The sequence below is a fragment of the Arthrobacter monumenti genome (genome assembly GCF_054511255.1).
The window spans coordinates 385,636-398,785 of the sequence record NZ_JBTNCY010000002.1 but is presented as its reverse complement, the minus strand read 5'-3'; the positions used below and the strand labels follow the sequence as shown (position 1 = coordinate 398,785).

Here is a 13,150-nt window from a genome sequence, read left to right as displayed (position 1 = left end):
CATAACCCACCGGCATGGCGAACTTCGCCGGCCATCGAAATCCCGCCAACAAAACACCCACCACAAGGATGGGCAACAAAGCTAGAAGGCTAAGCACTGCAAGGTTATCCATGATTTGCTCCTCTCCGTCCTGCGGGGTTTTCGGCTATAGGTGCCACTTCGGATACGTCCATGATGTCTTCTCCGGGTTTCGCCATCGACGCCTGGCTGAGCATCGCCTTGGCTGCGGGAAATAGAAAGTAGTACTGACCTTTTAGTGGTCTGACCAATAGAACGAGTGTAGGGGTGGAATGTGATCTGCGTCAACACTTTCCGCTGTTTAATGTTTCTCAGGGTACGCCGGTTGCCCTCAGCTGACTCCCTGTTGAAGTGCATCTGCCCAGCCGATTTCACGGCGCGGTCCCCGGCCGTTCGCCCCTGCGTGACATTATGGCTTTATGAGCGAAAACGTCCCTGAATCGTGGCTGGGTGGTCCGACATGGCGGCCTGTCTCGCGCACCCGGGCCCATGAATTGGTGATCGAGGCGATCGAGGACCAGATCATGACTGGCGCGCTGAAGGTGGGCGATCCGTTACCACCCGAGCGTGATCTCGCGTCACGGCTGCAGGTTAGCCGTGCCGGCGTGCGCGAAGCGATCCGGGTCCTTGAGGGGCAGGGCGTACTGCGCTCCCATGTCGGAGCGGGAGCAGAGGCAGGCACGTTTATCGCGGCAATGCCGAGTGAGGCTCTAACGCGCTTCCTGCGGCTTCATGTCGCGTTGTCGAACTTTCGGCTCGCTGATGTAGTCGAAGCGCGGGTCATGCTGGAGCGTTCGAGTGCTTCCCTGGCTGCGAGAAACGCGGATCAGAGCTCACGCGCGGCCATCCGCGCTCCGCTGGAGCGCATGGACATCGAGGGAATCTCGCGCGAAGAATTCAACGACGCCGACACGGCGTTCCACGTAGCGATCGCCGAGGCGGGCGGGAACCGTCTGGTGGCTGACATGACCATCGCGATCAGGGCTTCGCTGCGGGCACCCATCCTGGAAGCCTTCCGTCAACTGGAAGAATGGTCCGGTGTCTGTGGAATGCTGCGGAAACAGCACCACGCCATCCTTGAGGCCATTGCTGAAGGTGACGGTGCGCGGGCTGCGGAGCTCACAGAGGAGCATATTCGCGCCGCGTCTGCAGCGCTGCCGGCTCTTCGCAGCCCTGGTGGATAATCTTCCAAGACATGAAAGCGGGCGGTGGTTGCAATAACCGCCGCCCGCTTTCATCGGTGTTGCCTCGCTGATGGGGAGTAGCGAAACGCTACTCGACCAGCCCCAACTGGGTTGGCAGCCACATGCTGATCTGAGGTATGAAAACCACCACGAACAGCATGATGATCAGGGCCAGCAGGAACGGCAGCAGTTTCTGCACAACTGGTTCAATCCGTAGTCCAGCCACTCTCGCTCCGACAAACAGCACGTTGCCCACTGGGGGAGTAATCGTGCCGACGCAGAGGTTCATCACGATCATCGCACCGAAGTGGATCGGGGAAATGCCGAATTCCGTGACGATCGGCAGGAAGATCGGGGTGAAGATCAGGATTGCCGGCGTGGGATCCATGAACGTTCCGACGACCAGGAGGATCCCCATCATAATCAGCAGGATGACAGTCGGGCTGTCGCTGATTCCCAGCAGCGCTTCGGCGATCATGTCCGGAATCAGCGCGAAAGACATCACCCAAGCCATCGCCGTCGACACGCCGACCAACAGCATCACGATCGCCGTGGTCCGGGCTGCATCGAGCAGGATCGCCGGCAGATGGCTGATCTTAATGTTTCGATACGCGAAGCCGAGCACCAAGCAATAGACGACGGCGATGGCCGCCGACTCGGTCGGGGTGAAAATGCCGGTCAGAATACCGCCGATGACGATGATGATCATCAGCAACGAAGGCAGTGCCCGCAGCAGTGTCAGCAGCGCGACAGGCAGGGTCACCCGATCGGCGGACTTCAGCTCGGGGCGCTTACGCGCATAGATGTAAACGACGATGAAACATGCCAACGCCCACAGCAGTCCGGGTCCGACGCCGGCCATGAACAGCGCGGCGATCGAACTGCTGGAGACCAGCGCATACACAATGAACGTGTTACTCGGCGGGATGAGCATGCCCGCCGGCGCCGAGGCGACGTTTACTGCGGCCGAGAAATTCCGGTCGTAACCTTCCCTTTCCTGCCTCGGTCCCATCACAGTTCCGATGGCGGCTGCCGCGGCAACCGCCGCACCGCTGACCGAACCGAACATGGCATTGGCCACCACGTTGGTCTGCGCCAGCGAGCCGGGCATCCGGCCGACCACCACCTTGCCGGCATCGATCAGTCGTTCGGCAATACCGCCGTTGTTCATTAGCACCCCGGCCAGCACGAAGAACGGGATTGCCAGCAGCGTGAACGAGTTGATCCCCGTAAACAATTGCTGGGAACTCGTTAGTACGGCCTGGTCGAAGTCGAGGACTGACATGGTGGCGAACACGGCGCCGAGGCCGATGGAAACCGCGATCGGAACGCTGAGTATGATTCCGATGGCGATACTGAAGAACAGGATCAGACCTGCAATTAATGCTGTATCCAAGGTCGTCTCCTATATCGCTTCAGACTCGTCGTGTTCGATCGGCGGTTCCTTGCTGCTCAATACCTGCACGGAGTGGTATATCGCATAGAAAACGATCAGCGCCCCCGCGACCGGCATGGCAAGGTAAAGCGGTCCAATGGAGAGCGGGAGACCGGACAATGCCTGATCCCAGGATTGCAGAGCAACCCGGTAACCGCCCCAGATCAGGACGATCACTGAGAAGGCCGCGATGATGGTCTGGACCAGAACGGAGATGCCTTTCTCGACAGAGTCGGGCAGTTTCCGGACCACGAAGTCGACGGCGATGTGGCCGCGTTCTCCAAAGACCAGGGCGGCCCCGGCCAGGCCCAGCCATACGAATATGTACCGGGCCAGGACCGAGGACCATGAGCTGGGCTCGTTCAGTACCTGCCGTGTGAAGACCTGCCAGACGACGACGAGGACCAAGGCAGTGAACAGCACGACGCAGGCGACCTCAAGTGTCCGGTCGAGGGTTTTCTTGGATGGTTCCATGAGGGGTGAATCAACGACCTTCGTCTGTGGGGCGGTTTATTCTGCGGCTGCCTTGGTGGCTTCGTAAAGCTCACGCTGGGCTTTATTGTCGAGGTTCTTCTCCACAATCGGAGCCAATGCCTTCTCGAAGGCTTCCTTATCGACCTGATTGAACTTCACGCCTTCTTCCTTCAATGTGGCGTGGGCCTCCTCTGTCTGCTTCTTCCACATCGCGGTGAAGTCCTCCACCGTCTGCTCCCATCCCTGCTGGAAGGCCTTGCGGTCTTTATCGGACATCGACTCCAGTACATCGGTGTTGATGATCATGTAGTCGATACCGACGAGGTGCTCGGTGTAGGAGAAGTACTCGGCGACTTCGTTGTGCTTCTGGGTCAAGTAGGAGATTTCGTTGTTCTCCGCACCGTCAATGACGCCGGACTGCAACGCGGTGTAGACCTCGCCGTATGCCATCGGCGTCGGTGAACCGCCCATCAGGCTAATCATGTCCTGCGCGATGTCGGACTCCTGCACGCGGAACTTGAGGCCGTTCATGTCCTCGGGAGTGTTGATGGGGTGCTTGGAGTTGTAGACGCTCCGTGCACCTTGGGTAAAGCCACCACTGAGCACGGTAATATTTTCGTCCTCCAGGGAGGTGAACAGTTCACCGACTATTTCTTCGTCATTCAGAACTTTCATCTGGTGGTCGATGTTCTTGAACACGCCAGGCAGGTTGAAGACCTTGAAATCCGGGTTCAGGTTCTCCAGCTGTGTCCCGGAGACAATCGCCATCTCCACTGAACCATCGCTGACCAGCTGGAGAGCTTCCTGCTGGGCGCCGAGCGTTTCATTCGGGTAGACCTTGACGTCCCAGCCCTCGGTGGCTTCGGAGAGGCGGGTCCCGAAGTCGTCCAGGGCAATGTAGGACGGGTGCTGTTCGGTCTGGTTCAAGGCCAGGCGCATGGTGGAGCCACCTTCGGCTCCACCCCCTGCCTCGCTTCCACCGCCGCCACAGGCGGAAAGCGTCAGCGCCACAGCGCCGGCGGCGGCCATGATGGAATAAGTCTTCTTGCGGCTCATGGTGGTACCTCTCTTGTGCCCACGAAGGGGGCGTTGCTCGTGATAGACGCAGATGTTTGCCAGCCAGCCCGCGGCTGGAAGGGCAAGTGGCCCCTCGTCCTGCCGGGAGCCGGCGGGGGGTACCGTTGCTGCGTATTATTCGATTCAGACAGATGACAGCTTGAAGTGCCAATCAATTGCCATTAGTTGCCTTCTGCTCGTAGCATCAGGGGATGGCGCAGGGCGGAGGGGATCAAGGGGCGGATAAGCCCCCTACTATTTACGACGTCGCCCGCGTCGCCGGCGTTGCATCCTCTACTGTCTCCCGCGCTTTTGCCCGCCCTGGCCGCGTCAGTTATGAAACCGCGCGCCGCATCCGCGAAGCCGCCGAAGAACTGGGTTACCGGTCCAAGTCCATGGGCCAAAGTGGGGTTTCGGCTTCACGGTCGCAAATTATTGCCTTGGTCATTGCCGATATTACGAACCCAGTCTATTTTGAGATGATCCGTGGCGCTGAGGCGGCAGCCACCGATGCTGGTTACACCATGCTCTTGTTCAATTCACAGGAGTCAGACCGAAGAGAGCGGCAAGCGCTGGAACGCGCCATGTCCATGGTCGATGGGATCGTACTATCAAGTTCGAGAATGTCGGACTCATCCATCCGGCAAATGGCAAAGCAGAAGCCCACTCTTGTGATGAATCGTGCCGTAGCCGACGTGTCCAGCGTCGTCACTGACAACGCGCGAGGCATGCGCCGCGCTGCAGAGCACTTGGGGGAGCTTGGCCATACCGAGCTGCAGTACCTATCCGGGCCCGAAGCCTCCTGGGCCGACGGGATGCGTTGGCGTGCGTTGCGGGAGGCGGGGATGGAATTGGAAATCCGGATTCGCCGCTCTGGACCGTTCCACCCGACTCTGCGCGGCGGAGCGGAGGCAGCCCGGCAGTGGATCGAGCATCCTTCTACCGCTGTGGTGGCCTATAACGATCAACTAGCCATTGGCTTCATCCGCGAAATACACAAACACGGAATATCGGTCCCGAACGATGTCAGTGTTGTTGGTTTCGACAATACCTTCGGAGCTGAACTCGTTACGCCGCCGCTTACGACGGTCGCATCCCCGCTCTACGCACTCGGCTCAACCGCAGTCAATAATCTGCTGGCGATAGCTGCCGGTGCACGTTCAAGGTCGGGACAGCCGGTGATCCTCCCCGCCAAACTCGTCGTCAGGGAATCGACAGCCGCTCCAGCCGGGAAAAGGGCAATCCGCGGCAAGTGATGGCAACTAATTGCCGTTCGGGTCTGGCATCTTTGAGCATTGAACTATGCCCACCTCGATTGCAGCCGATCCTCATCGGCTACTGCCCGCTGATCCAGCTGTCCGCTCTATTGCCCGGAACCTGCTGGACCGGGTGGAGAACCTTCCGATCATTTCCCCACATGGCCACGTCGACGCCTCGATCCTGGCCGACGACACTCCGTTTCCGGACCCGGCAACCCTTTTAGTAAGCCCCGACCACTATGTGACGCGGTTGATCCATGCCAGCGGAGTGCCACTCGAAGAACTGCGGGTGGGCGGAACGGCCGAGGTCCAGCCACGACAGGTATGGCGCCGGTTTTGCGAAAGTTGGCCGCTCTTCGACGGAACCGCCTCTGCGTATTGGTTGCGGTCGGCGTTCCACGACGTATTCGGCCTGACAACGGAATTGTCCGGCGCCAACGCCGACGAGACCTTCGATCTCATTAACTCTAGACTTCAAGAACCCGGTTTCAGCCCACGCCACCTGTTCAAGGACTTCAACATTGAGGTGCTGGCCACTACGGACGATCCCCTGGACGACCTGGCGGCGCATGCATCACTAGCGGCGGATGCGTCCTTTGCCGGAAAAGTAGTACCAACCTTCCGCCCGGATGGGTACGTCAATATTGATGCCCCGGGTTGGGCGGCCCGGGTGGAAGAACTAATTGCGACGTCGGCAGACGGATTGAGTGGCTATGGCGCCTATATTCGTGGATTGGAAAACCGCCGGCGGTACTTCGTTGACCACGGAGCGGTTTCCGCAGACCATGGCGTCCGTACCCCGCGAACACTCAAACTGAGCGCGGCAGAAGCGGAGCAAATCTTCGACCGTGCCCGTCGTGGAGAGACTCTCGCAGGGGACAGGGACGCCTTCGAAGCACACATGCTTTACGAAATGGCGCGGATGTCGACCGCGGATGGACTGGTAATGACCCTGCATCCGGGTATTTTCCGGAACCACCATCCGGGAACGTTCGAACGCTTTGGCGGGGACAGCGGTCATGACATTCCCTTTCCCGTTAGTTTCACCGAGGGGCTTCAGCCACTGTTGGCCGATTTCGGTACGGCAGAGGACTTCCATTTGGTCCTGTTCACAGTCGACGAAACCGTTTACTCCCGTGAGCTGGCACCCTTGGCAGGTTTTTACCCGTCCGTTTACATCGGTGCTCCGTGGTGGTTCCTGGATGCACCCGATGCCATGCTGCGCTACCGGGCGGCAGTGACGGAAACGGCCGGATTCTCCCGTTCATCCGGATTTATTGACGATACCCGGGCGTTCTGCTCCATCCCGGCACGCCATGATGCATCCCGGCGCGTCGAAGCCTCCTTTCTGGCCCGGCTTGTGGCCGAACGGCGGGTCTCGGAAGAGCGTGCCCACGAACTGATCGTCGACATTGTTGACGGCGCACCGCGACGGGTCTTCAAACTATGACGGCGCCGCGATTGAACCGCTCAACATTTGCTGCCGGAGCTAAGTCGCCGGTCCGGATCGTCCACCTTGGCCTCGGTGCTTTTCACCGTGCGCATCAGGCTTGGTACACCGATGTGGTGGACCGCGGGCGCGAATGGGGCATTGCCGCGTTCACCGGTCGGAGCCCCGAAGCAGCTCGCGTCCTGGCTGAACAGGATGGCCTCTACACTCTGATCGAGCGGTCTGACGACGGGGACAGCCACAAGGTTATCGAGAGCATCGTCGAAACTCACGATGGTGCGGATTTGGATGCCCTCTGCCGTTTGGTTGCTGCCGAAACGACGACGGTTATCACGATTACCGTCACAGAGGCTGCCTACCACGTGGGACCTGACGGAATTCTTGATACCCACTCAGATCCAGTTGCAGAGGACCTTCAGCTCCTGAAGGACAGCGTCAACGATGGCGGACCAGCCCGCGCGGAGAGCCGCGCTGTCTCAACCATGCCGGCCAGGCTGCTGCTCGGCTTGCAAGCGCGGAAGGTTGCGTCAGGCGGGCCAATCGCCGTCGTATCCTGCGACAACTTGTCCGGAAACGGAACGGTCGCCCGCGCGGCGGTCCTCGGATTCGCCGACGAGATTGACGGCGACCTGGCGGACTGGATCCGGACACAGGTCAGTTTCGTGCAGACTTCGATCGACAGGATCACACCGCAGACCACCGCGGAGGACATTGCGGAACTCGAACGGGCGCAGGACATCGCCGATCACGCACCGGTGGTCACGGAGCCGTTCGCGAGTTGGGTCCTCAGTGGCGAATTTCCCGCCGGGCGGCCGCCGTGGGAAGAAGCCGGCGCAATCTTCGTCGATCAACTCCAGCCTTTCGAGGACCGCAAGCTATGGCTGCTGAACGGCGCTCACTCGCTTTTAGCGTATGCCGGAAGCCTGCGTGGCCATGCAACAGTGGCCCAGGCGCTGCAGGACCCGGTCTGTGCAGATTGGATGGAGCAGTTCTGGGATGAGGCTCAGCAGCATCTGACCGCCGAAGGGCTCGACGTTCCCGGTTATCGTGCCGCATTGCTCAAGCGCTTCGGCAATTCCAGGATCGAGCACCGGTTGGCGCAGATCGCCACGGACGGGAGCAGTAAACTGCGTCTGCGCGCCGTCCCTGTGATGCGTGCCGAACGGCAGGCTGGCAGGAGCGGCGAGGCCAGTGCCCGCCTGATCTCGCAGTGGATTGATTACGTCCAGTCAGGGAATGCGTCCCGGGACAGCGCCGACACTGTCATCCGAGGTATTCTGGCCGGTGATATTTCCAGCAGGACACGTAGTCTCGTGAAGCTGCTGGACGAAGATCTGGCGGACGAGGCCGGGGCGGTCCAGCTTATTGAGTCCCTCCGGCCGAAGCTTGAGCGCGTTATCTGAATCTGCAAACTCCTAGAGGCTGGACATTCCTACCTCCACCACGGCACGACGGCGACCAAACCTTGGCGCGTGCCGCCAGAACTGAAGAACCTGTGAAAGGAACACCACGTGAAGATCATTGCCGCGGACGTCATCGTCACCAGTCCCAGCCGAAACTTCGTCACGCTTAAGATCACCACCGAGGACGGCGTCACGGGCCTGGGCGATGCGACGCTCAATGGCCGGGAGCTGGCGGTCGCGTCGTATCTGACTGAACATGTAGTTCCGCTGCTGACAGGGAAGGATCCGCACCGCATCGAGGACACCTGGCAGTTCCTGTACAGAAGCTCATACTGGCGCCGTGGCCCGGTCACCATGGCCGCCATCGCCGCCGTCGATATGGCGCTGTGGGATATCAAAGGAAAGGTTGCCGGGTTGCCGGTCTACCAGCTGCTGGGCGGTGCCTCCCGCACCGGGCTGCGCACTTACGGACACGCCTCGGGCCGGGACGTTCCCGAGCTGTTCGACTCAATCCGCGAACATCTGGAGGAAGGCTATAAATCGGTCCGCATCCAGACCTCGGTTCCGGGTATCAAGTCACTTTACGGCGTCGCCGCCCAGGCGCAATCGTCCGGTGAACGTTACGACTACGAGCCGGCCGGGCGCGGCGCCCAGCCGACCGAGGAGGACTGGGACACCCGCGCCTACCTGCGGCACGTTCCCACCGTCTTCGAGGCGGTGCGCAATGAGTTCGGTCCGGAGCTGCCGCTGCTGCATGATGGGCACCACAGGATGACGCCGATCCAGGCGGCCAAACTGGGCAAGTCGCTGGAACCCTACGATTTGTTTTGGCTCGAGGACGTCACCCCGGCTGAGAACCAGGAGGCCTTCCGCCGGATCCGGCAGCATACCACCACGCCGCTGGCCGTGGGCGAAATCTTCAACACCGTCTTCGACTTCCAGACCCTGATCACCGAGCAGCTGATCGACTATGTCAGGGCGGCTTCCACCCACTTCGGCGGAATCTCACCGCTGAAGAAGGTCATGGACTTCGCCGCGCAGTACCAGATCAAGTCCGGCTTCCACGGACCCACCGACGTGTCTCCGGTCGGTCTCGCCGCCCAGACCCACGTCGGTCTGGCGATCCACAATTTCGGTATACAGGAGTACATGGAGCACAGCGACGCGACCAACACGGTCTTTGAACAGTCGATCACCTTCAATGATGGGTACCTGCATCCGGGTGAGAAGCCGGGCCTCGGCGTGGAACTCAACGAGGATGCCGCGGCGTCGTACCCGTACCAGCAGGCGTACCTGCCATACAACAGGCTCACTGACGGAACGGTCCACGACTGGTGATGGCGGAAACTGATCAGGGTGCCGCAGTCATGCGCCGGCGGGATGTTGATCATGCCGCGGAAACAGGCCGGGACACCCTGCAGGATCCCGGGACGTCCGAGGGTGCGCGTTTGAGCGTGATTGTGATGGGCGTGTCCGGGTCGGGGAAAACCACCATCGGTGAGCAGCTGGCCGCGGAACTCGGACTGGGATTTATCGACGGCGATGCGCTGCACCCGGCCGCCAACGTGGAGAAAATGGCGGCAGGCACTCCGCTGAACGACGGCGACCGCCAGCCGTGGCTTGCCCGGATCGGGCAGACGCTCGCGGACGCGCCGGGGGCCGGAATGGTGATTGCCTGTTCGGCCTTGAAGCAGTCCTACCGGCAGACGATTCTCGAGGCGTCAGCCGGGACTTTTTTCGTGCATCTGGACGGCTCGGAAGAGACGCTAACGGCCAGGATGAACCAGCGCAGCGGTCATTTCATGCCCCCGGGGCTGCTCGAATCTCAGCTGGCAACGTTGGAACCGCTGGCCGCGGGCGAGCCGGGAGTGCGGCTAAGCATCGATGATCCCGTGACGGAGATCGTTGCACAGGCTGCCGGCGTCGTCCGGTCGAGAGGAACAACGGCGGTCCGGTCTTGATCCTGATGAAGGGAACAACGGCGGTCGCTTCCTGATCCAGGCGGGCTTGCCTCTGTCCATTCGACCGGTTCAGCGGCATACTCTTAGGCATGGTTGGAACATTTCATGCACTGGTAATTGATTGCGAAGACATCGAAACCACGGCGAAGTTCCACGAAAGCCTGGTTGGCATGCAGCGAGTGGACACCGAGGACGACTGGATCACCATCGGCGACGCTCCGGACCGTCCTGCCGTGGCCTTCCAGAAGGTGGAGAAGCTCACTCCTCCGGACTGGCCGGGCTCAGAGCATCCCCAGCAAATGCACGTGGATGTGAAGGTTGAGGACCTGGACGACGGCGAGAAGAAGGTTTTGGAGCTCGGTGCCCGCAAGCAGGGCTACGAGCAGGAGAGCTTCCGGGTGTATCTCGATCCGGCGGGCCATCCGTTCTGCCTCGTGACCGGGTAAGTCACCGGGCTGCGTCAGCCGCGGCCGGTGAACTCGGCGTAGATCACGAGGTTCTTCTCGAACAAGCCGCTCGACTCGGTGAAGCCATCGCAGGTAATCAGCCGGAGCTCAGGTTCCTCGGTCGGGAAGTAGACCGCCTTGGTGGGGAATTCGTCCTTCTCGTAGAGCTCGCTCTTGTAGACCTCGAAGTTGGCAACAGTGCCATCTTCGCGGGTGACGGAAATCTTGTCGCCCTTTTCGAGACCCTCCAGGTTGTAGAACACGCCGCTTTCGTCAGCGAGTGAGTTCACGTGGCCGAGGAGGACAGAGGGTCCCACCTCGCCGGGAGTCGGCGAGCCGTTGAACCAGCTGGCCGGCGCGCCCTCGTGCTCGGGCGGAACCTCAAGTGACTGGTCATCCCGCAGCCCGGTTTCGATAATCTTCGCTTCCCGGTCCAGCGCCGGAATTGAGAAGCTCACAGGCTGCGAGGCCGCCATGCCCCGGTCGGGCACGCCAGGGGTGGCTTCCGCATCGGCGGGTCCTGGAGAAGACTTTGCCGGCGGGGTTGGCGCGGCCGTGGCTGCAGGGGAGGCCTCCACCGGGGACTTTTGGTCGTTTCCGGTGGGTGCATCGGGGGAGCCGCCGCATCCGGCCAGGAGGAACAGCAGGGCAGCGGTCCCCGCCGAACGGCGGAAGCGTTGGCCTGTATTACTGGAAATCATGGTAGGAAATTGTCCTTCCGGCAGATCATCTCAAGTGAACCACACAGTGCGGAGAGTGGAGAAGTCGGGCAAGCCCGGGATGGGCGGGCACACCAGTACTTCGCTGTGCCGGCCATTCCGGATGGGTCCGCCTGGTAAAAAGATGGCCGCCGCACCCGCCCGGAAGCGGAAACGGCGGCCATCTTGACCATGGATCACGTCGTTAGATCATGACCCGTACGGCGGGACTTAGCGTCCGGCGACAACGTGGCGGCGGACGGCGTAGGCACCACCGGCTGCAGCCAGCAGGCCACCTCCGAGGGCGATCATGCCCATCTCGTTTCCACCGTTGCCCCCATTGGAAGCTGCAGCGGTGACACCGGTGTCAGCACCGCCTGCCGGTGCCATCTCAAGTGCACCACATGCCGCCGGGGCGGTGGCTGCCAGCGGCAGGCTCGGTGCGAGTTCGCTCATTTTCTCCGTGGCTGCGGCCGGCTGGGTGGCCGGGTCCAGGCCATGGACGACGACGACGCCGCTACCGTTGGCGAGGGCATCCTGGGTGTCTTCGTTCAGCTCGAACGTGCGCTCGTAGGTGTAGCCGCTGCCGGAGGGCGCGACGCTGACGTCGGTGGCTGCCTCAGCACCGGTGGGGCCTGAAAGCGACAGGGTGGTTCCAACCTTGCCGTAGGCCGGCACACCTTCGACGGTGCTCAGGACGCCGTCACCATTGGCGTCATCTTCCATCGTGGGGCAGATTCCCTGTTCACCGATGTGGATGTGCTGCACATGCGGGTACGGAGCGTCCTTGAAGGTCTCGGCGAGGCCGGATGTTTCAACGGTGACAGTTGCTTCAGAGCCGTTGACGTCGATCCAGGCAGAGCCGGAGGCGCCGCTGTTGTTCAGTTCCATCAGCGGGGCGGAGTACGAGCCCTCGGCATGGTCGGCCATTGCGGGGGCACCGGCCATAGCGGTCAGGCCCAGGGCGACGGCGGGTGCCAGCAGGAATGCTTTCTTCTTCATGTGAGTTTCCTCCTCATGCAGGTTGTGCTGCCCAACTCTTAGGCACGCATACTGGCGGTTCGGGGTGCCCGCTGTCACGGATGGGTCGGATTGAAGATTTTTTCCTCAAGCGCTCGATCCGTTCGCCTTAAGTGGAAGCGGCGGGCGCGGGTGCCGGTGGTTTGAGACAATGAGGTCATGCATCCTTTAGGCACCGACAACAACGTGGACCCGTCGAAGCGCAAGGGCGTGCTCTTTGGGCGGAGCAGCGGTATCGGTATGGCCGTGATGGCGTTTGTTTTCCTGGTCACGCTCGTCTTCGCCGCCAATGAGAACGACGTGATCGGCTGGATTATCGCCATAGTCGCTTTTGGCTGGTTGTTGCTGGCGACCTTCATCGTGATCAGTATCCGCCGGGCGGCGAAGTTCGGTGCTGCCCAGGTGCGCGAGGCGCAGGACAACATCCGCAGCGCAACCGGCCGCGCGCCGTCGTCGTCATCCTCAAGCCGCGGTGGCACCCGCCTGGTCGATGAGGCTCCGGCCAACCGGGGAAATTCGATGCGGGACCAGAAGCTCGCTCACAGTTTCAAGATTGTCCAGGTGCAGAAGCGGGTTGTGGAGGAGAACCTGGGCAAGGATCCCGACGCCGTCGCACGCGCCCTGGAAACGATCGAGATCACCGCCCATAACGGGATGGGAATGCTGAAAGGCGACGACGGCGAGCCGATCAGCGGCAAGGTTGTCGACTGAATGCGGTACCTTCCTCAACGGCTTCGAGCAAAGGT

At 61.2% G+C, this 13,150-nt stretch carries 13 protein-coding genes; 8 read left to right on the top strand and 5 right to left on the bottom strand.

Annotation, left to right across the window (positions count from 1 at the left end; translation table 11 throughout):
• Window positions 1–437 precede the first annotated feature (437 nt).
• Complete coding sequence (locus ACX80B_RS04705) at window positions 438–1,202, top strand: FadR/GntR family transcriptional regulator (protein ID WP_459293537.1); 765 nt, start codon at window positions 438–440, stop codon at window positions 1,200–1,202.
• Between the two features lie 88 nt (window positions 1,203–1,290).
• Here ACX80B_RS04705 and ACX80B_RS04700 read toward each other — a convergent pair whose 3' ends face one another.
• From ACX80B_RS04700 to ACX80B_RS04690, 3 genes are read right to left on the bottom strand one after another with little or no spacing between them, the layout of a single operon-like run.
• A complete protein-coding gene (locus ACX80B_RS04700) occupies window positions 1,291–2,598 on the bottom strand; it encodes a TRAP transporter large permease (RefSeq protein ID WP_459293535.1) in 1,308 nt (435 codons plus the stop codon).
• Window positions 2,599–2,607: 9 nt separating this feature from the next.
• Window positions 2,608–3,111 carry a TRAP transporter small permease gene (locus tag ACX80B_RS04695; RefSeq protein ID WP_459293533.1) on the bottom strand — a complete coding sequence of 168 codons (504 nt, stop codon included), beginning with the start codon at window positions 3,109–3,111 and terminating at the stop codon, window positions 2,608–2,610.
• A gap of 36 nt (window positions 3,112–3,147) precedes the next feature.
• Entirely contained in the window at window positions 3,148–4,167 is a 1,020-nt protein-coding gene (locus ACX80B_RS04690; protein ID WP_459293531.1) for a TRAP transporter substrate-binding protein, read from the bottom strand.
• Between the two features lie 212 nt (window positions 4,168–4,379).
• Between ACX80B_RS04690 and ACX80B_RS04685 the strand changes: the two genes are divergently transcribed.
• The 6 genes from ACX80B_RS04685 (at window position 4,380) to ACX80B_RS04660 (ending at window position 10,686) form a co-directional block, all read left to right on the top strand.
• On the top strand, window positions 4,380–5,423 hold the full coding sequence (locus ACX80B_RS04685) for a LacI family DNA-binding transcriptional regulator (protein WP_459293529.1): 1,044 nt from the start codon (window positions 4,380–4,382) through the stop codon (window positions 5,421–5,423).
• Between the two features lie 46 nt (window positions 5,424–5,469).
• Complete coding sequence (gene uxaC, locus ACX80B_RS04680) at window positions 5,470–6,876, top strand: glucuronate isomerase (protein WP_459293527.1); 1,407 nt, start codon at window positions 5,470–5,472, stop codon at window positions 6,874–6,876.
• A gap of 11 nt (window positions 6,877–6,887) precedes the next feature.
• On the top strand, window positions 6,888–8,279 hold the full coding sequence (locus tag ACX80B_RS04675) for a mannitol dehydrogenase family protein (RefSeq protein ID WP_459293525.1): 1,392 nt from the start codon (window positions 6,888–6,890) through the stop codon (window positions 8,277–8,279).
• A 108-nt stretch (window positions 8,280–8,387) separates the two neighbouring features.
• Window positions 8,388–9,617, top strand: a complete 1,230-nt coding sequence (manD, locus tag ACX80B_RS04670) for a D-mannonate dehydratase ManD (protein WP_459293523.1) — start codon at window positions 8,388–8,390, stop codon at window positions 9,615–9,617.
• The gene (locus tag ACX80B_RS04665; protein WP_459293521.1) at window positions 9,617–10,240 is read left to right on the top strand and encodes a gluconokinase; all 624 of its coding nucleotides are present in this window, start codon (window positions 9,617–9,619) and stop codon (window positions 10,238–10,240) included. Before manD ends, ACX80B_RS04665 begins: the two co-directional genes overlap by 1 nt.
• 89 nt (window positions 10,241–10,329) lie before the next feature.
• Window positions 10,330–10,686: a VOC family protein gene (locus ACX80B_RS04660; RefSeq protein WP_459293519.1), complete on the top strand. Its 357-nt coding sequence runs from the start codon at window positions 10,330–10,332 to the stop codon at window positions 10,684–10,686.
• Window positions 10,687–10,700: 14 nt separating this feature from the next.
• Here the strand turns inward: ACX80B_RS04660 and ACX80B_RS04655 are convergent, their stop codons facing one another.
• Complete coding sequence (locus ACX80B_RS04655; RefSeq protein ID WP_459293517.1) at window positions 10,701–11,387, bottom strand: sortase domain-containing protein; 687 nt, start codon at window positions 11,385–11,387, stop codon at window positions 10,701–10,703.
• A 228-nt stretch (window positions 11,388–11,615) separates the two neighbouring features.
• Complete coding sequence (locus tag ACX80B_RS04650) at window positions 11,616–12,386, bottom strand: hypothetical protein (protein ID WP_459293515.1); 771 nt, start codon at window positions 12,384–12,386, stop codon at window positions 11,616–11,618.
• Window positions 12,387–12,563: 177 nt separating this feature from the next.
• Here ACX80B_RS04650 and ACX80B_RS04645 point away from each other — a divergent pair, with 177 nt between their 5' ends.
• The gene (locus ACX80B_RS04645; RefSeq protein WP_459293513.1) at window positions 12,564–13,115 is read left to right on the top strand and encodes a hypothetical protein; all 552 of its coding nucleotides are present in this window, start codon (window positions 12,564–12,566) and stop codon (window positions 13,113–13,115) included.
• Window positions 13,116–13,150: the final 35 nt, after the last annotated feature.

What these genes read in the sequence shown, in the direction of transcription:
- ACX80B_RS04650 (WP_459293515.1), bottom strand. Translation starts at nt 12,386, where the DNA reads ATGAAGAAGAAAGCATTCCTGCTGGCACCCGCCGTCGCCCTGGGCCTG.
- ACX80B_RS04645 (WP_459293513.1), top strand. Translation starts at nt 12,564, where the DNA reads ATGCATCCTTTAGGCACCGACAACAACGTGGACCCGTCGAAGCGCAAG.
- ACX80B_RS04705 (WP_459293537.1), top strand. Translation starts at nt 438, where the DNA reads ATGAGCGAAAACGTCCCTGAATCGTGGCTGGGTGGTCCGACATGGCGG.
- ACX80B_RS04690 (WP_459293531.1), bottom strand. Translation starts at nt 4,167, where the DNA reads ATGAGCCGCAAGAAGACTTATTCCATCATGGCCGCCGCCGGCGCTGTG.
- ACX80B_RS04695 (WP_459293533.1), bottom strand. Translation starts at nt 3,111, where the DNA reads ATGGAACCATCCAAGAAAACCCTCGACCGGACACTTGAGGTCGCCTGC.
- ACX80B_RS04655 (WP_459293517.1), bottom strand. Translation starts at nt 11,387, where the DNA reads ATGATTTCCAGTAATACAGGCCAACGCTTCCGCCGTTCGGCGGGGACC.
- ACX80B_RS04665 (WP_459293521.1), top strand. Translation starts at nt 9,617, where the DNA reads ATGGCGGAAACTGATCAGGGTGCCGCAGTCATGCGCCGGCGGGATGTT.
- ACX80B_RS04685 (WP_459293529.1), top strand. Translation starts at nt 4,380, where the DNA reads ATGGCGCAGGGCGGAGGGGATCAAGGGGCGGATAAGCCCCCTACTATT.
- uxaC (WP_459293527.1), top strand. Translation starts at nt 5,470, where the DNA reads ATGCCCACCTCGATTGCAGCCGATCCTCATCGGCTACTGCCCGCTGAT.
- ACX80B_RS04660 (WP_459293519.1), top strand. Translation starts at nt 10,330, where the DNA reads ATGGTTGGAACATTTCATGCACTGGTAATTGATTGCGAAGACATCGAA.